General features: G+C 69.5%; 17 protein-coding genes and 3 pseudogenes. 3 read left to right on the forward strand and 17 right to left on the reverse strand.

The genetic code is table 11. The annotated features are described in order from the left end of the window. Nucleotides 1–26: 26 nt before the first annotated feature. The 10 genes and pseudogenes from M1L60_RS40720 to ruvC all read right to left on the reverse strand — a co-directional run bounded on the left by M1L60_RS40720 (nt 27) and on the right by ruvC (nt 10,227). Nucleotides 27–2,462: a RelA/SpoT family protein gene (locus M1L60_RS40720; protein ID WP_253242945.1), complete on the reverse strand. Its 2,436-nt coding sequence runs from the start codon at nt 2,460–2,462 to the stop codon at nt 27–29. A 168-nt stretch (nt 2,463–2,630) separates the two neighbouring features. Continuing rightward, nucleotides 2,631–3,149 carry an adenine phosphoribosyltransferase gene (locus M1L60_RS40725; RefSeq protein ID WP_253243032.1) on the reverse strand — a complete coding sequence of 173 codons (519 nt, stop codon included), beginning with the start codon at nt 3,147–3,149 and terminating at the stop codon, nt 2,631–2,633. A 112-nt stretch (nt 3,150–3,261) separates the two neighbouring features. Beyond that, the gene (gene secF, locus M1L60_RS40730; protein WP_253242946.1) at nt 3,262–4,467 is read right to left on the reverse strand and encodes a protein translocase subunit SecF; all 1,206 of its coding nucleotides are present in this window, start codon (nt 4,465–4,467) and stop codon (nt 3,262–3,264) included. A 1-nt stretch (nt 4,468) separates the two neighbouring features. Beyond that, nucleotides 4,469–6,328 carry a protein translocase subunit SecD gene (secD, locus tag M1L60_RS40735; RefSeq protein WP_253243033.1) on the reverse strand — a complete coding sequence of 620 codons (1,860 nt, stop codon included), beginning with the start codon at nt 6,326–6,328 and terminating at the stop codon, nt 4,469–4,471. Between the two features lie 188 nt (nt 6,329–6,516). After that, nucleotides 6,517–6,903, reverse strand: a complete 387-nt coding sequence (yajC, locus tag M1L60_RS40740; protein ID WP_253242947.1) for a preprotein translocase subunit YajC — start codon at nt 6,901–6,903, stop codon at nt 6,517–6,519. A 146-nt stretch (nt 6,904–7,049) separates the two neighbouring features. Then, nucleotides 7,050–7,925 (reverse strand): annotated as a pseudogene (ruvB, locus tag M1L60_RS40745) (Holliday junction branch migration DNA helicase RuvB); the annotation flags it as partial. 153 nt (nt 7,926–8,078) lie between these two features. Continuing rightward, nucleotides 8,079–8,567: pseudogene (locus M1L60_RS48575) on the reverse strand (LAGLIDADG family homing endonuclease); the annotation flags it as partial. A gap of 189 nt (nt 8,568–8,756) precedes the next feature. Beyond that, nucleotides 8,757–9,089, reverse strand: a pseudogene (locus tag M1L60_RS48580) (Holliday junction branch migration DNA helicase RuvB); the annotation flags it as partial. Further along, a complete protein-coding gene (ruvA, locus tag M1L60_RS40760; RefSeq protein WP_253242948.1) occupies nt 9,086–9,688 on the reverse strand; it encodes a Holliday junction branch migration protein RuvA in 603 nt (200 codons plus the stop codon). The gene ruvA and the pseudogene M1L60_RS48580, both read right to left, overlap by 4 nt. Next, on the reverse strand, nt 9,685–10,227 hold the full coding sequence (gene ruvC / locus M1L60_RS40765) for a crossover junction endodeoxyribonuclease RuvC (protein ID WP_253243034.1): 543 nt from the start codon (nt 10,225–10,227) through the stop codon (nt 9,685–9,687). The genes ruvA and ruvC overlap by 4 nt, the downstream gene beginning before the upstream one ends. A 105-nt stretch (nt 10,228–10,332) precedes the next feature. Between ruvC and M1L60_RS40770 the strand changes: the two genes are divergently transcribed. Beyond that, a complete protein-coding gene (locus tag M1L60_RS40770; RefSeq protein ID WP_253242949.1) occupies nt 10,333–10,872 on the forward strand; it encodes a hypothetical protein in 540 nt (179 codons plus the stop codon). A gap of 9 nt (nt 10,873–10,881) precedes the next feature. Here M1L60_RS40770 and M1L60_RS40775 read toward each other — a convergent pair whose 3' ends face one another. From M1L60_RS40775 to pdxT, 6 genes are all read right to left on the reverse strand, one after another. Next, a complete protein-coding gene (locus M1L60_RS40775) occupies nt 10,882–11,319 on the reverse strand; it encodes a PIN domain-containing protein (protein WP_253242950.1) in 438 nt (145 codons plus the stop codon). Continuing rightward, on the reverse strand, nt 11,316–11,588 hold the full coding sequence (locus M1L60_RS40780) for a type II toxin-antitoxin system CcdA family antitoxin (RefSeq protein ID WP_253242951.1): 273 nt from the start codon (nt 11,586–11,588) through the stop codon (nt 11,316–11,318). The genes M1L60_RS40775 and M1L60_RS40780 overlap by 4 nt, the downstream gene beginning before the upstream one ends. 62 nt (nt 11,589–11,650) lie before the next feature. After that, entirely contained in the window at nt 11,651–12,199 is a 549-nt protein-coding gene (locus M1L60_RS40785) for a Uma2 family endonuclease (protein WP_253242952.1), read from the reverse strand. Nucleotides 12,200–12,265: 66 nt separating this feature from the next. Further along, nucleotides 12,266–12,817 carry a Uma2 family endonuclease gene (locus tag M1L60_RS40790; protein WP_253242953.1) on the reverse strand — a complete coding sequence of 184 codons (552 nt, stop codon included), beginning with the start codon at nt 12,815–12,817 and terminating at the stop codon, nt 12,266–12,268. A gap of 32 nt (nt 12,818–12,849) precedes the next feature. Then, nucleotides 12,850–13,602 (reverse strand): YebC/PmpR family DNA-binding transcriptional regulator, encoded by a 753-nt coding sequence (locus tag M1L60_RS40795; RefSeq protein WP_253242954.1) that lies wholly within the window; start codon nt 13,600–13,602, stop codon nt 12,850–12,852. An 18-nt stretch (nt 13,603–13,620) separates the two neighbouring features. After that, nucleotides 13,621–14,217, reverse strand: a complete 597-nt coding sequence (pdxT, locus tag M1L60_RS40800; protein ID WP_253242955.1) for a pyridoxal 5'-phosphate synthase glutaminase subunit PdxT — start codon at nt 14,215–14,217, stop codon at nt 13,621–13,623. 22 nt (nt 14,218–14,239) lie between these two features. Between pdxT and M1L60_RS40805 the strand changes: the two genes are divergently transcribed. Beyond that, complete coding sequence (locus tag M1L60_RS40805; RefSeq protein ID WP_253242956.1) at nt 14,240–14,656, forward strand: helix-turn-helix transcriptional regulator; 417 nt, start codon at nt 14,240–14,242, stop codon at nt 14,654–14,656. Beyond that, entirely contained in the window at nt 14,653–15,060 is a 408-nt protein-coding gene (locus tag M1L60_RS40810) for a VOC family protein (RefSeq protein WP_253242957.1), read from the forward strand. The genes M1L60_RS40805 and M1L60_RS40810 overlap by 4 nt, the downstream gene beginning before the upstream one ends. On the opposite strand, the gene M1L60_RS40815 is transcribed toward M1L60_RS40810, so the two are convergent. Beyond that, the gene (locus tag M1L60_RS40815; protein WP_253242958.1) at nt 15,057–16,280 is read right to left on the reverse strand and encodes a glycosyltransferase; all 1,224 of its coding nucleotides are present in this window, start codon (nt 16,278–16,280) and stop codon (nt 15,057–15,059) included. The genes M1L60_RS40810 and M1L60_RS40815 overlap by 4 nt on opposite strands. Nucleotides 16,281–16,524: the final 244 nt, after the last annotated feature.

The raw sequence follows: 16,524 nt of genomic DNA on the forward strand, positions 1-16,524 counted from the left end.
CGCCTTTTTGACTATGCGCTTTTTGGCTATGCGCCGGACGTCACGCGGTAGGCATCGAAGACGCCGTCGACCTTGCGAACGGCGGCGACCAGGTGGCCCAGGTGTTTCGGGTCGGCCATCTCGAACGTGAAGCGGCTGACCGCCACCCGGTCGCGGGTCGTGGTGACCGTGGCCGACAGGATGTTGACCCGCTCCTCGGACAGCACCCGGGTGACGTCGGCCAGCAGCTTGTGCCGGTCGAGCGCCTCGACCTGGATGGCCACCAGGAAGGTGGACGCGCTGGTCGGCTTCCATGTCACCTCGACGACGCGCTCCTCCTGGTCACGCAGGTCTTCGGCGTTGGCGCAGTCCTCCCGGTGGACGCTGACGCCGCCCGAGCGGGTGACGAAGCCGAACACCGCGTCGCCCGGCACCGGGGTGCAGCAGCGGGCCAGCTTGACCCACACGTCGCTGACGCCCTTGACGACCACGCCCGGGTCTTGCGCCGTGCTGCGGTTGCGGGGCGGGCGGGTCGCGACGGCGGTCTCGGCGATGTCCTCGACCGCGCCCTCTTCACCGCCGAAGCCGGCGACCAGCTTCTGCACGACCGACTGGGCCGACACGGTGCTCTCGCCGATGGCCGCGTAGAGCGAGGCGACATCGGCCAGGTGCAGGTCGCGGGCGATCGTCGTGAGGTTCTCGTTCGTCAGCATGCGTTGCAGGGGCAGCCCCTGCTTGCGCATCGCCTTGACGATCGCCTCCTTGCCGTCCTCGATCGCCTCTTCGCGCCGCTCCTTGTTGAAGTACTGCCTGATCTTGGTACGGGCCCGGGGGCTCTTGACGAAGCCGAGCCAGTCCTGCGTGGGGCCGGCGTTGGCCGACTTCGACGTGAAGATCTCGATGACGTCGCCGTTGGACAGCGTCGACTCGAGCGGCACCAGCTTGCCGTTGACCCGGGCCCCGATGCACTTGTGCCCGACCTCGGTGTGCACGGCGTACGCGAAGTCGACCGGGGTCGAGCCGGTGGGCAGCGGGATGACGTCGCCCTTGGGCGTGAAGACGTACACCTCTTGACTGGACAGGTCGAAGCGCAACGCGTCGAGGAACTCGGACGGGTCGCTCGCCTCGCGCTGCCAGTCGAGCAGCTGCCGCAGCCAGGTCATCTCGTCGATGTGGGCCGGCGGGCCGACGATCGTCGCGCCCTTCTGCTCCTTGTACTTCCAGTGCGCGGCGATGCCGAACTCGGCCGTGCGGTGCATCGCGAAGGTGCGGATCTGCATCTCGACCGGCTTGCCGGTCGGGCCGATGACCGTCGTGTGCAACGACTGGTACATGTTGAACTTCGGCATCGCGATGTAGTCCTTGAACCGGCCCGGCACCGGCTGCCAGTTCGCGTGGATGACGCCCAGCGCGGCGTAACAGTCGCGGACCGTGTCGACCAGGATGCGCACGCCGACCAGGTCGTAGATGTCGTTGAAGTCGCGGCCCCGCACGATCATCTTTTGATAGATCGAGTACAGGTGCTTGGGGCGGCCGGTCGTCTCGGCCTTGATCTTGGCCGACTTCAGGTCGAGGCTGACCCGGTTGGTGACCTGGCGCAGCAGCGCCTCACGCTGCGGCTGGTGCTCGCCGATGAGGCGGTTGATCTCTTCGAACCGCTTCGGGAACAGGGTGCCGAAGGCGAGATCCTCCAGCTCCCACTTGATCGTGTTCATGCCCAGGCGGTGGGCCAGCGGGGCCAGGATCTCGAGCGTCTCTTTGGCCTTCTGCTCCTGCTTGGGACGCGGGAGGAAGGTCAGCGTGCGCATGTTGTGCAGCCGGTCGGCCAGCTTGATCACCAGCACGCGCGGGTCTTTGGCCATCGCGACGACCATCTTGCGGATGGTCTCGGCCTTGGCCGCGTCGCCCAGCTTGACCCGGTCGAGCTTGGTCACGCCGTCGACCAGCAGCGCGACCTCGCCGCCGAAGTCGCTGCGCATCTGCTCGAGCGAGTAGTCGGTGTCCTCGATCGTGTCGTGCAGCAGGGCCGCGACCAGCGTGGTCGTGTCCATGCCGAGGTTGGCCAGGATCGTCGCCACGGCCAGCGGATGGGTGATGTAAGGGTCGCCCGATTTGCGGTATTGACCGGAGTGCCAGCGGGCGGCCACGTCGAAGGCGCGCTGGAGCATCCGCCCGTCGGCCTTGGGGTGGCTGGCCCGGTGGGTGGCGATCAGCGGCTCGAGCACCTCGCTGACCTGCGTGCTCTGCCAGGGCGCGTTGAAGCGCGCCAGCCGGGCCCGCACGCGCCGGCCCGTGGGCGCACCGGCCAGCGTGCCGAAGCCGGGTTGCGGCGCCTCGGCCGGAGGCATCGGCTGGGTGGCGTCGGAATCGGGCGCCTCCGCCGGCCGTGCCTCATCAGCGGGCACCGGGGCGCCCGCACCGTTTTGTGAGTCCTCGGTCGGCTGCACCGCGCCCTCCGCCGGAGGGACGACGTCGCTGGACACCGGCCTCCCTACACCTTCACTCGGGACCTGGCCGGTCGTCGCCGACCGGAGAAGTCCACCAATGCCAGGGTTGGTCACCTGGTTAAGAACGCCATCCTACCCGCACAGTCTTCCCCGATGGCGCGGCCGAACCTCCGAAAGAGCGGCCGCGACAGCGGCAAAGCCCCATCAAACGGTCAGCAGGGCGTGGACCGCGCGGGGTTTCAGCCGCTCGCGGCCCTTCAGGAAGGCCAACTCCATCAACACGGTGAAACCCACGACCGTGCCGCCCGCCCGCTCGACCAGATCGAGGGCCGCGCCCGCCGTGCCCCCGGTGGCGAGCACGTCGTCGACCACCAGGACGCGCTGTCCGGCGATGAACGCGTCCTCGTGCACCTCGAGGGTGGCCTCGCCGTACTCGAGCTCGTACGAGGCGGCCAGGGCCGGCCGTGGCAGCTTGCCCGCCTTGCGCACCGGCACGACGCCCACCCCGGCCGCGTACGCGATGGCCGCCGCCACCACGAACCCGCGCGCCTCGACCCCGGCCACCACGTCGAACGAGTCGGCCCCGTAGTGGGCGACGATCCCGTCGATCACCTCGTGGAACGCCCGCCCGTCGGCGAACAGCGGCATCAGGTCCTTGAAGCCGATGCCCGGCTTGGGGAAATCGGGCACGTCGATCGTGCCGCCCGCGACCACCGCGGCCAGATCGGGGCCGCTGTCGCCGGTCGGGCGTGGGTTCTCATCGGTCACGCGCGACAGCCTAACGACCGCGAAGGGGCAGCCGGATCACCGGCTGCCCCTTCGCGGTAGTGCTACGTCAGCGACGCTTGGTGCCCCCGCTGGGCCGGTTACCGGCCCCACCGGGCCGGTTGCCGCCGCGGTTCGTGTTGCGCTTGGCCGTCGGCCGGCTGCCCGGCCGCGGGGCGGCCGAGGCCAGCGCCGGAGCCGTCTCGTCGGAGTCGGCGACGTTGGCGTCCCGGCCCGTACGCTCGCCGCGCGGGGCGACGTCGCCGGAGCGGGCGCCGGCCCGGCGGGCGAGCACCCGGGCCGTGTGCGCCTTGATCCTCGGCTCGCGGTCCTTGAGCACCGTGAGCACCGGGGCCGCGAACAGGATCGACGCGATGACGCCGAAGCCCATGCCGACGAACAGCACCAGGCCGAGGTCCTTCAGCGTGCCCGCGCCGAGCAGGCCGGCCCCGATGAAGAGCAGACCGCCGACCGGCAGCAGCGCCACCAGACCGGTGTTGAGCGACCGCATCAAGGTCTGGTTGACCGCGAGGTTGGCCGCCTCGTTGTAGGTGCGCACGCTGCTGGCCGTGATGCCGCGGGTGTTCTCCTGGATCTTGTCGAACACCACCACCACGTCATAGAGCGCATAACCCAGAATCGTCAGGAAGCCGATCACCGTGGACGGTGTGACCTCGAAGCCGACCAGCGAGTACACACCCGCGGTGACGATCAGGTCGAGCAGCAGCGAGCTGAGCGCCGCCACCGCCATCCGCCACTCGAACCGGACGACCAGATAGACCATCACCAGCACCAGGAAGATGACCAGACCCAGCAGGGCCTGCCTGGTCACCTGGCCACCCCAGGCCGCCGAGACCTGGTCGTCGCTGACCTCCTCGGGACTGACCCCCAGATCGGCGACCAGGGCCGCCTTGGCCTGCTCGGCCTGCTGTGCGGTCATCGCCGAGGCCCGGACGGTGTAGGTGGGCGTGCCGCCGGCCGTGCCGACCCGCTGCGCGGCGCCGACCTCGGCCGCCGGGTCGGCCCCCTGGATGGCCCGCTCGACCGCGTCGGACACCTCGGCCTGGCTCAGCTCCTTGTCGCCGACCACGGCCGGGACGCTGAACGAGGTGCCACCGGCGAACTCGATGCCCAGGTGGAACTGCTTGATCGCGATGCTGCCGATCGAGATGGCGACGAGCGCGGCGGCGATGATGAACCACAGCTTGCGCCGGCCGATGACGTTGACGTTCGCCTCACCCGCGTACAGGCGGGCGGCAAGACCTTGGCGGGCCATCTCAGGCCTCCTTGGGATCGGTCGTGGCGTTGCGCAGGACGCGGCCGAGGCCACTGACCCGCGGCGACAGGAACGCCTTGGTCCGCGCGAACATCGTCATGATCGGGTGGCGGAACAGGAACACCACGACCAGGTCGAGGACGGTCGACAGGCCGAGCGCGAACGCGAAGCCCTGAACCGCGCCGACCGAGACGATGTAGAGAACCACGGCGGCGAGGATGGTGATCGTGTTCGCCGAGATGATCGTCCGCCGTGCGCGCGCCCAGGCCCGGGGCACCGCACTGCGCGGACTTCGACCCTCGTGGATCTCGTCTTTCAGACGTTCGAAGTAGATGACGAACGAGTCGGCCGCGACACCCAGCGACACGATGAAGCCGGCGATACCGGCCAGGGTCAGGGTGAAGCCCATCGTCCGCCCGAGGAACACCAGCGCGCCGAAGGTCAGCAGACCGGACAGGATCAGGCTCAGGAAGATCACGGAGCCGAGCAGGCGGTAGTAGAAGAACGCGTAGATCGCGACCAGGCCCATGCCGATCGCGGCGGCCAGCAGACCGGCCTGCAGCTGCTGGATGCCCAGGGTCGCCGACACCGTCTGGGCCGGGCCCGACGAGAAGGTGACCGGCAGCGCGCCGAAGTTGAGCTGGTCGGCCAGCTGCCGGGCCGAGCCCGAGTTGAACTGGCCGGTGATCTGCGAGGTGCCGGTCAGCACGCCCTGGATCTGCGGGGCCGAGATGACGTTCTTGTCGAGCACCACGGCGACGGCGCAGTGGTCGACCTGGCCGTACAGCGACTGCGCGGCGACGAAGCAGGGGGCACTCGAGGTGGCCTCGAACGCCTGCCGGGTCAGCGCGGCCCACTTGGCCGAGCCGGCGCTGGTGAAGTCGAGCGAGACGACCCACTGACCGGTCTGCTGGTCGAGCTGCGGGCTCGCCTTGGAGATGTCCTCACCGACGACCGGCGCCTTGTCGAGCAGCACCTTGCCGCCCTGGTAGCAGGCGACGGCCTGCGAGCCGACGGCGTCGATGGCGCCGTTCGGCCGGTCCTCGAGTTGCCGGCAGCCGATCGTCGGCACGTTGAACTGCATCTGCGGGGTCAGCACGTTGACCTCGTCGCCGGACAGCTTGCCGAAGTTCGCGAACGGCAGACCGGCCTTGGGGTCGGCGCTCAGGTCGACCGGGGCGGTCAGCTTCTCGGCGGCGGACCAGGCGGCGGCGCCGATCTTCTTCTCGACCGCGTCGCGCTGCTGCTGCGTGTCCGCGCTGACCGGGGCGTCGGCGGCCGCGCTGGGCGTCGGCGCGGGGGCGCTCGGCGTGGCGCTGGGGGCGGGCGCGCCGCCACCCTGGCCACCGGTCGACGGGCTGCTGCCGACCGCGGGGGCGCTGGCGCCACCCGAGGCGGGCGCGCTCGCGGGCGCGCTGCCCGGCGCGGAAGCCGGGGCGCTGGGCTGGGCCGTCGGCGGGTTCAGGGCGACCGCGGAGGCGTCCCCGGTCGCGCCGACAACCATGCGGAACCGCATCTGGGCCGCCTGCGACAGGTCCTTGAGCTGGTCGTCGGCCTTGCCGGCGAGCGAGACGACGATGTTGCGGTCACCCTGGATGACCACCTCGGCCTCGGACACGCCGAGGGCGTTGACCCGCTCCTCGATGATGTCGCGGGCCTGCTCCATGTTCGCCTTCGGCGGCACCTGGTTGCCCTCGACCGAGGCGATGTAGGTGGCCTGCGTGCCACCCACCAGGTCGAGGCCGAGCTTCGGGTGCAGGCGGTCGGTGAAGGAGCCGCTGGCCCCACCCGCGAAGAAGACGAGCAGATAAAGGACGACGAAGAGCGCGCCGAGCACGGCAAGCTGCCGTCCGGGATGCATCTGTCCCTGTGGTGGTCGTGCCACGGCTTTCGATCTCCCTGTGTTTACGGCGTCCTGAGGTGGTTAATGCGGTCGTGGAGTCTAACGTCCGCTTCGCGCGGTTGGCTGCGGCCACGCGCGGGCCCGACGAACCGGCCCGGCGGCAGAATGCCGCGCGGGCCGGCCCGAGGGGTACTACGACTTAGTTGTCAGTCCTTCTTGCGCGTGTCGGTGACCGGATTGACGATCGGCTCCTCCACGACGGGCTCCTCGACCACTTCCTCCGCCGGGGCCTCGGCCGGAACGGCCGTCTGCGACACGACGCGGGCGATGGCCGGGCGCGCGAAGTCGACGTGCACGCCGTCGGCGATCTCGAGGGTGACGACGTCGTCGGCGACGGCGACGACGCTGCCGTGCAGACCGCCGATGGTGACGATGCGGTCACCGGGGCCGAGCGCGTTCTGCATCTGCTGAGCCTCGCGACGACGCTTCTGCTGCGGCCGGATCATCAGGAAATACATGACGGCGAAGAGCAGAACGATGAGGAGCAGCGGGGTGAAGCTGCCGCCCCCGGATGCCTCGGCTGCCTGGATCACGAATAAGCCTTCCGTTGGCCGCCGGTGACGCGGAACACCACGTACCGCCGGCGATAAACACATCCCGGTTGAACGGCGGCGAGTCTAATCGGTCAACCTGGGAGTTCCGAATGCGGCACACATCACGTTCGCATTACGAGGGGATTTCATGCATCCCGTGCGAACAAATCCCCTTGGATCGTGCCCGAGGGTGGCACCTTTCCCAGATGGGCCCAGCCCGCCTCGGTGGCGACCCGGCCGCGCGGCGTGCGGGCGAGCAGCCCCGCCCGTACAAGAAAAGGCTCGCAGACTTCCTCGACCGTGTCGGACTGCTCCCCCACGGCCACGGCCAGCGTGGACAGGCCGACCGGCCCGCCCCGGAACGAGTCGATCAGCGCCCGCAGCACGGCCCGGTCGAGCCGGTCGAGCCCGAGAGCGTCCACGTCGTACACCTTGAGCGCGGCCCGCGCCGTCTCCTCGGTCACCACGCCGTCGGCGCGCACCTCGGCGTAGTCGCGGACGCGCCGCAGCAGCCGGTTCGCGATACGCGGGGTCCCCCGCGACCGCCCCGCGATCTCGGCCGCGCCCTCGGCCGTGATCGGCACCCCGAGAATCCGGGCCGACCGGTGCAGCAACGAGTCGAGATCGGCCGGCGAGTAGAAGTCGAGATGAGCCACGAACCCGAACCGGTCCCGCATCGGCCCCGACAGCAACCCGGCCCGCGTGGTCGCCCCCACCAGCGTGAACGGCTCCACATCGAGCGGAATGGCGGTGGCCCCCGGCCCCTTGCCCACCACGACGTCGACGCGGAAGTCCTCCATCGCGCTGTAGAGCAGCTCCTCGGCCGGCTTGGCGATCCGGTGAATCTCGTCGATGAACAGCACATCCCCCGGCCCGAGGCTGGTCAGGATCGCGGCCAGATCCCCCGACCGCTCGATCACCGGCCCACTCGTCGTCCGGATCCCCGTCCCCAGTTCAGCCGCCACGATGTTGGCCAACGTGGTGTTATGCACGACCAGGTCGTTCACGGTGAACGTGTGGTCGTCGGCCACGGTCAGACAACGGCACTCGGTCAGCCCGGCACCCTCGACGGAAGCCACCCTGTCGGGCGCGAGCCGCTCGTCGAACCGGTCTCGCCGCGGCGCCCACTCGCGCAGCCGCACGCCCCGCTCACCGATGGGCGTGACCCGCTCGGCGAAGCGCGCCGCGTCGTCCTGGCTGGTGATCGACAACCGCCACGACTCGTGAAGACGGCCCTGGTAACTGCCACGTTTGAGCTTCAGTCGCGACTGGATGCCGAGCCTGAGCAACAGGTGCTGGACGTCCTCGAGCAGCCTGCGGGAGACGCTGTAGTACTCGATGACGACGTCATAGCGATCACGACCACGTCGGCTGACCGTGCCGTCACAAGCGAAATAGGCCGCCAGGAAGGCGCTGACCTGCCACTCGTCGCCTCGGAAGACAAAACCCGGAACGCGCTTGGGCCAGGCCGTCTTGTCGATCAGCCCGGTCTCGGTGAGCCAGGGCTTCAGCCCGGAAATGCACACCAGCTCACTGCGGGCTGAGTTCGGTCGGGTCTTGTACGAGTAGCCGAGGCGGTCACACACCGCGCGGAAGTCGTCCAGCACGACGGCATCGCCGCCGGTGAAGGTGACCTGGTTGCTGGTGGAACCGCCGCCGATCATGTAGCCGGCCAGGCGGAACTCGTCGGTCTCCTCGGCGCTCTCGGCCACGGTGGCCGGGGCGAGAACGTTGGCCAGCACGTCGTCCGGGGTGAGGTCGCCTGCCTTGACCCAGCCCTCGGTCGTCCAGAAGGGGTGGTCGGGGGCCGCGACGACCTCTCGGCCCGAGGTGGTGCGGATGCGCACGGAGTCGAGTTCGCCCTGCTCGTGCACGGCCAGGACAGCGGCCGGGGCGCCGGTGCGGGTGATCACCTGATCGCCCACCACGATGTCGCCGAGACGGCGGCGGGAGCCGTCGCCCATCAGGACCAGCGCGTCCACCGACACCGGCTTACCCAGGCCGGGAGGCCCTGAGAGCAGGATGTGGTCGGGTGGGGTGCCGCGGCCCATCGCGCCCTTGAGGAGCAGGTCGAGCTGGTCGCGGACGCGGTGCTGGGCGATGAACTCGGCCAGGCGGCGAGGGCGGACGCTGGCTTCGGCGTCGAGGTCGTCGTCGCCGGCGGTGGCCGAGACCAGGTCGCTCATCGGGCCTTGCCCAGCAGGCGGATCGCCTGGCGCAGCAGCATCGGGACGGGCGGGACCTCGCCGTCGATGGACTCGGCGACGGCAGCCACGGCCTGGTCGGCCTGGGCGGCGGACCAGCCGAGGGCGAGCACGCCTTGGCGTACTTGATCTTGCCAGGCGCCGTTGAGCAGGCCGGCCGGGACACCGTCGGCCGCGGGCAGGGCGCCGATCTTGTCGCGGAGTTCGAGCACCATGCGTTCGGCGCCCTTCTTGCCGATGCCGGGGACCCGGGTCAGGGTGGCCAGGTCGCCGCCGGCGATGGCCCGGCGCACCGTCTCGGGCTGGTGCACGGCCAGCACGGCCTGGGCCAGCCGGGGGCCGACGCCGCTGGCCGTCTGGAGCAACTCGAACAGATGCTTCTCGTCGTCGTCGGCGAAGCCGTAGAGGGTCAGAGAGTCTTCGCGTACGACCATGCTGGTGGCCAGCCGCGCCTCGGCTCCCGCCTTCAGGTTGGCCAGGGTGCCGGGGGCGCACTGCACCTGCAGGCCGACGCCGCCGACCTCGATGACGGCGCTGTCCGGCGCGATCGCCGCCACCACCCCGCGCACGCTTGCGATCATCGGCGGACTCTCCCCTGGTGAGCTTTGCGGGCGGCGGCGAGGGCCGCGGCCTGGATCCGGGCGCGGGTGCCGCCACGCCAGATGTGGCAGATGGCGAGGGCGAGGGCGTCGGCGGCGTCGGCCGGCTTGGGTGGCGCGTCGAGCTGCAGGAGCCGGGTGACCATGGCCGTGACCTGTGCCTTGCCCGCCGTGCCGGAGCCGGTGACGGCCGCCTTGACCTCACTCGGCGTGTACGTCTGGACGGGCAGACCGGCCCGCGCGCCGGCCAGAACGGCGACCGCGCTGGCCTGGGCGGTGCCGATCACCGTCTGAACGTTGTGCTGGGCGAAAACCCGCTCGACGGCGACGCTTTCGGGCCGGTGCTCGGCCACCAGTTCGGTCAGGCCCCGGTCGAGCTGCAGCAGGCGGTCGGCGATGTCGTCGTCGGAGTCGGTACGCACGACGTGGTAGGCGATCATCGTGCCGGGCCGCCCTGGGAGGCCCTCGACCACACCGACCCCGCACCGGGTGAGACCCGGGTCGATGCCGAGCACGCGCACCACCGACCTCCCCTGCCTCACGTACGTGTGTTCGACACCCTAATACGGTGCCCTCTTGCGCCCGGCAGCGACACGCCTCGACGATGGGGGCCGGGGGTGTGACCCATGTATCTCGTGCCACCCATGGACGACGAGCCACCACCGGCGTTCGTCGCCTTCGTCTCGTGCCACCTCGATGACCTGCGCCGCGAGACCACCCGCCTGGTCGGCGGGGACTCGGAGGCCGAGCACATCTACATGGACGTGCTGGTCGACGTGGCCTCCCACTGGCGCCGCCTGTCGTGGCGGCGCCGCCTGCTGGGCCGGCCCCACGCGGCGTACGAATATCTGCGCCACCGCCTGGAAGTGCGCACGAAGCAGTGGCGCGACGACCAGATCTACGACGTCGACGTACGGGTGTTGCATCGCCCTGCGTATGCGCCGGCGCTCTACCGCCGGGGTGGAAGCATGGCCCTGCTCAAGGCCGCGGTGCTACCCGACACCCACCGTTCGGGACGGGTACGCGCCGCCGCCGACGCCGGCATCGCCTGGTGTCAGGCCTACCGGCGCCAGCAGTGGCACGCCATCGGCCGCCGCATAGCCTTCGGCATCCTCCTCATAGCCACCCTGATCCACACCATGACCTCAATCTCGGTCGACTACTGAGAATTACGCTCAACCATCGACAGTCGACATTGCTTTCTGGGTCGGCGGTCCGTGACCAAGACGGCGCTGCTTCAATTCGGGCACGAAGCGGGCAACCGTTTCGAAGTCGGCGTCCTCATGCAGCACAGTCAACTGAAGTCGGATCGCCATTGCCGCGATCACCAGATCGGCCACCGACGGCCCGTGGTGAGCGCTCCGACCGGCCAGCGTTCGCCGGATGACCGCCACCTGATCCCAGAGCCTGTCCGGGACGACGACGGGGACATAGTTCGCTTGGATCGTCCGCTCCAGACCCGCATAGTCCTTGGTCTGAGCGATCTTCAGCGCCTCAACCAGAACCGGCTCCGCGATCGACAGCAGCCCACGCTCTTCGAAGTCGCCCCACGCGGGGTCGGCCTGACGACGCAGGATCCTCGTCAGCGCGCTCGCATCGACGAGGTACTTCACTGGCCGCTCCCCTCGTCAGCATCAGAGCCGAACACACCGTCTTCGTGCATTTGACGGAGCCTCTCCTGCGCCGCTCGGCGCTTGGCGCGCTCCTCTTCGACGAGCCGGCGCAGCGCCTCATTGACAGCGGCGCTGATCGACTCAGCGCTGATCTGCCGCTGAGCCTCCAGCAGCAGCTCGCCGTCGACGGTCACGCTCACGGTGATGTCGCGGCGCATCGAAAGGTCACTTCTGGTGGGAATGTCAGGCCTGATAGCCACAGCAGTCATGGGTTCCTCCTGGGGGTCACTCACGCTTACGCCTCCAAGACTAGTAGTCCTATGACCAGTTGTCACGAGTCAATGTCAGGGTACTCGCGTTCGAGTTCGGAGAGGAAGACGTTGCGTTCGCGGCCGTAGATGGGCTCGCCGCCGGCCAGCAGAAGGCGGTGCACGAAGACGAAAGCGTCGTCGTCGGCCCGGTCGGGGGTCTGGTCGACGATCCAGTACTCGGGGATGCCGTGCTCGGCGTACCAGGCGGCCTTGTCGGTGTACTCGCCGTTGGCCGACTCTTCCGACACCACCTCGACGACCAGGCTGAACGACGACGCCGGCAGATGGGAGTAGGTGGCCGGACCGGCGGGCAGGCGGGCGGCCACGCCGAGGTCGGGCACCCGGCAGTCGCGGGGACGATCACCGCGTACGCCGGGATCCTGGAAGACGTTGAGGCCGGCCTTGTGCAGCATGACCAGCACGCGCCCCGCCATCACCTTGTGCCAGAAGCTCGACGGGGCGGCGATCACCAGGTTGCCGTCCCGCAACTCGTAGCGGTAATGCCGCGGCAGGGTGGCGAGGTCGTCGAGTTCGAGGTCTTCGACGGGCGGAAGAAAGAAGCCGGTCATGGGCGGGTCGCACCTCCACGCCGAGATGGCTCTGTCCCGCCACCTTACTGGTCACACGACCAGTCGTCAGGCCTGGATTTTCGCGCCACGTTCGGCTCCGAGTTCCGACAGACGAACGGAACGCTCCAGCTCGTAGGCCTGGACGCCATCCACGAGTCTCAGTCGGTGGATGTGAACGACAGCGTCGGTGTGCGGATGATCGGGATCGGAGTCGGCGATCCAATATTCGGCGATGCCGCGATCCGCGTACCAACGCAGCTTGTCGATGCGTTCGTCGTGACCGGAGCCGGCCGAGACGACCTCGGCAACCAGGGCGAACGCCGAGCCGGGCAAGGTGGTGCAGTCAGCCGGGCCCGACGGAAGGTCAGTAACCACGCCGAGGTCGGGCAGGCGCATGTCGCGCGGCAAGTCCCCGCGGATTCCCGTGTCCGGAAGAACATGGTGGCCGGCCGAGTGGAGCAGGACCATGAGCTCACGGACCACGATCTTGTGCCAGAACGTGGTCGGCGGCATGACCAACAGACTGCCGCCGCGCAGCTCGTAGCGGTAAGGCCCGGGCAGCGCGGCGACATCTTCCACATCGATGTCTTCGATGTGAGGCAGGCTGAACGTCGTCACACCTCACACCCTACTGGTCGTGCGACCAGGTGTCACGCGTCAATAGCGGCCAGGATATCGTCGCTGATGTCGGCGTTGGTGTAGACCTCTTGGACGTCGTCGCAGTCGTCCAGGGCGTCGACCAGCTTCATCACCTTGCGCGCGGCCTCTTCATCCACCTCGACGTTCATCGTCGGCAGAAGCGACGAGTCGGCCGAGTCGTACTCGATGTTGGCCTCTTGCAGGGCCGTGCGCACAGCGACCAGGTCGGTCGGCTCGCTCACGATCTCGAACGACTCGCCGAGGTTGTTGATCTCTTCGGCGCCGGCCTCGAGGACGGCCATCATCAGGTCGTCCTCGCTGATGCCCTCGGCCGGGACGATGATGACGCCCTTGCGGTTGAACAGGTACGAGACCGAGCCGGCGTCGGCGAACGTGCCGCCGTTACGGGTGAGCGCCGTGCGCACCTCGGTCGCCGCGCGGTTGCGGTTGTCGGTGAGGCACTCGATCAGCAGCGCGACGCCGTTGGGGCCGTACCCCTCGTACATGATCGTCTGCCAGTCGGCGCCGCCGGCCTCGAGGCCGGAGCCGCGCTTGACCGCATTGTCGATGTTGTTGTTGGGGACCGAGCTCTTCTTCGCCTTCTGGATGGCGTCGAACAGCGTCGGGTTGCCCGCCGGGTCACCACCGCCGGTGCGGGCCGCGACCTCGATGTTCTTGATCAGCTTGGCGAACATCTTGCCGCGCTTGGCGTCGATGACGGCCTTTTTGTGCTTGGTGGTCGCCCACTTGGAGTGGCCGGACATGCGAAAACCTCCGTGGTCTCAGGCGGCCTGGCGGACCATCTCGACGAAGTACCGGTGGACGCGGAGGTCACCGGTGAGTTCCGGGTGGAAAGCCGTGGCGAGCAGGTTCCCCTGCCGAACGGCCACAATCCTACCGGCGGCCGGCCCGTCGTTGACGCGGCCCAACACGCGGACGTCGTCGCCGACTTTCTCGACCCATGGCGCGCGGATGAAAACAGCGTGAAAATCGCCGCCCGCGATGTCGTCGATCGCCACCTCGGCCTCGAACGAGTCGACCTGCCGCCCGAACGCGTTGCGTCGCACAGTCATGTCGATGCCGTGAAAGCTCTCCTGGTCGGGCCGCCCGTCGAGCACCGCGCCGGCCAGCATGATCATGCCCGCGCACGACCCGTAGACCGGCATGCCGGCGGCGATCCGGGCCCGGATCGGCTCGAGCAGCCCGAACGCCACGGCCAGGTTGCTGATCGTGGTCGACTCGCCGCCCGGGACGACCAGCGCCTCGACGTCGGCCAGCTCCTCCGGCCGGCGGATCGGCCGGGCCAGCACGTCGCTCTCGGCCAGCGCGGCGAGATGCTCGCGCACATCGCCTTGAAGGGCCAGGACTCCGATGTTCACGCATCGAGCTTAGGCTCATCCCGTGTTCGCATTGCGCAGGGTGCGCGACCACATCGACCGCAACAGCGCGGCGCCACTCACGCTGAGCGATTTGGCCGCGCTGGGCGGCATGTCCAGGTTCCACTTGGTACGAGCGTTTCGCACCGCCTACGGCGAGACCCCCATGCGGTACGCGTCCCGCAGGCGCATCGCCCGAGCCCAGGACCTGTTGCGGTACGCCAACCTGACCGTCACCGAGGTCTGCATGGCCGTCGGCTTCACGTCGCTCGGCTCGTTCTCGTCCCGGTTCACCGAGCTGGTCGGCGAGAGCCCCACCGCGTACCAGAAACGCTGGGCCACCTCGGCCCCGCACATCCCCGGCTGCTGGCTGTTCATGCACGGAGTAATCGCAATTTCGGAGAAGCCCACCGACGCCGAGCCTCCTACGGTCGACACATGATTCTCAACATCTCGCTGATGACGGTGTACTGCCTCGACCAGGACGCCACCCGCGACTTCTACGTCAAGCACCTCGGCTTCGAGCCCCGCGTCGACGCCCAGATGGGCCCGCTGCGCTGGGTGACGCTCGCCCACCCGAACCAGCCCGAACTCGAGCTCACGCTGATGACCCCCGGCCCGCCGCTGTCCCCCGAGGCCGCCACATTCATCCGCGGCCAACTCGAATCCGGCCAGATGGGCGGCTTCGGCCTGAACGTGGACGACTGCCGCCGCACCTACGCCGAACTGTCGGCCGCCGGCGTCGAATTCCTGCAGGAACCCTCCGACCGCCCCTACGGCGTCGAAGCCGTCATGCGCGACAACACCGGCAACTGGCTGGTCCTGGTCGAAAAGCGCGACTCCTAGTTCAGGTTGTCGAGCGCGTGCAGCACGCCCGCGGCCCCGTCCTCGGCGGACAGGATCGCGGCCATTTCGCCTGCCCGTTGCCGATACGACGGGTCCTCGACGGCGGTGCGGATCGCTGCGCCCAGCCGGGTCGCGGTCAGGCGGCGGAACGGAATTGTGGTCGGGGCTACGCCCAGGCGGACGAGGTGCTGGGCCCAGAAGGGCTGGTCGACCATGAGCGGGACCGGGACTGCGGGGACGCCCGCGCGCAGGCCGGCGGCGGTGGTTCCGGCTCCGGCGTGGTGCACGACGGCGGCCATGCGGGGGAACAGCCACTCGTGGGGCACCTCCGAGATCGTCAGCGCGTCGTCACCTGAGGTCTCCAGGCCGGCCCAGCCCGCGCTGACGACCGCTCGCACCCCGGCGGCGCGGGCGGCGTCGCGCACCAGTGCAGACAGCGCGCGGGCGTCCCGGCTGGGCATGCTGCCGAAGCCGACGTAGACCGGGGGCGGGCCGGCCTCCAGGAAGGCGGCCAGCTCCGCCGGCGGTGTGAAGTCCGGCGCGGGGGCGGGCCACCAGTAGCCGACCGTGGTGCACGACGACGGCCAGTCCGCGGGCTGGGGCACCACGTGCGGGCTGTAGCCGTAGCAGATGGGCCACCCGGAGGCGTCCAGGTCGCGCAGCCACTGCCGGTGCCCGATGGGTGGCAGGCCCAGCTCGGCCCGGAGCGCGCGCACGCCCTTCTTGTACGGCTGCTGGCCCCATTCGAGCACGGCCCGCGCCGCCGCCCGGTTGCCCCAGGCGCCGAGCGAGCGCGTCGTGACGGTGGACGGCGGGAACTCTCGGGTCGGCGTCATGGGCTGCAGGTAGACGCCCAGGCTCGGCAGCTTGAGACCTTCGGCGACGTGCCCGCCGATCCAGCCGGCCGGGGTCAGCAGCAGCACGTCGGCCCCCTGCGCGGCCGCCGCCATGGCCCGGCCCAGCGGCAGCGCCTGCGCCCCCACCGACCGGTTGACCGCGACGATGCCGGTCAGCGACCCACTGCCGGCCTTGGCCATCAACTCCTCGCGGGTGTCGAGCGGCAGAGCAGCGAACCCCAGACCGGCTTCAACCACCATCGTCTCGAAATGCGTGTGCGTGGCAATGGCAACCTCGTGCCCCGCCTGCTGAAGCCGCACCCCCAGCCCCACATAGGGCGCGACATCCCCCCGACTGCCCACGGCCAAAGTCACGATCCGCATAGCCAGATCCTCACCCAGCCACCCTGTCGAAACCCTGAGACACGAGGCCGGTTCTGGGCGCGACCACTTACGCAGGTCGCCCGGTCGGGCCGGGCGTCCTGGGCGCGCCCGCGCCCTGCCCGGCACGGCCGGGCCCTCGGCGGGAGCGGCGGTCTGTACACACCACCCCGCCACGACACCTTGCTTTTGACCTTGAAGGGTGTCTTGTTCCGGGGCCTCTGGGGTTGGTGGGGCCGGCTGGGGG

This window comes from Paractinoplanes aksuensis, from assembly GCF_024137025.1.
Classification (GTDB): Bacteria; Actinomycetota; Actinomycetes; order Mycobacteriales; family Micromonosporaceae; genus Actinoplanes; species Actinoplanes aksuensis.

Excerpts from the sequence above, each read along its gene's own strand:
- secF (WP_253242946.1), bottom strand. The coding sequence starts at position 4,467 with ATGGCCCGCCAAGGTCTTGCCGCCCGCCTGTACGCGGGTGAGGCGAAC.
- secD (WP_253243033.1), bottom strand. The coding sequence starts at position 6,328 with ATGCATCCCGGACGGCAGCTTGCCGTGCTCGGCGCGCTCTTCGTCGTC.
- ruvA (WP_253242948.1), bottom strand. The coding sequence starts at position 9,688 with ATGATCGCAAGCGTGCGCGGGGTGGTGGCGGCGATCGCGCCGGACAGC.
- M1L60_RS40770 (WP_253242949.1), top strand. The coding sequence starts at position 10,333 with ATGTATCTCGTGCCACCCATGGACGACGAGCCACCACCGGCGTTCGTC.
- M1L60_RS40780 (WP_253242951.1), bottom strand. The coding sequence starts at position 11,588 with ATGACTGCTGTGGCTATCAGGCCTGACATTCCCACCAGAAGTGACCTT.
- M1L60_RS40785 (WP_253242952.1), bottom strand. The coding sequence starts at position 12,199 with ATGACCGGCTTCTTTCTTCCGCCCGTCGAAGACCTCGAACTCGACGAC.
- M1L60_RS40795 (WP_253242954.1), bottom strand. The coding sequence starts at position 13,602 with ATGTCCGGCCACTCCAAGTGGGCGACCACCAAGCACAAAAAGGCCGTC.
- M1L60_RS40810 (WP_253242957.1), top strand. The coding sequence starts at position 14,653 with ATGATTCTCAACATCTCGCTGATGACGGTGTACTGCCTCGACCAGGAC.
- M1L60_RS40815 (WP_253242958.1), bottom strand. The coding sequence starts at position 16,280 with ATGCGGATCGTGACTTTGGCCGTGGGCAGTCGGGGGGATGTCGCGCCC.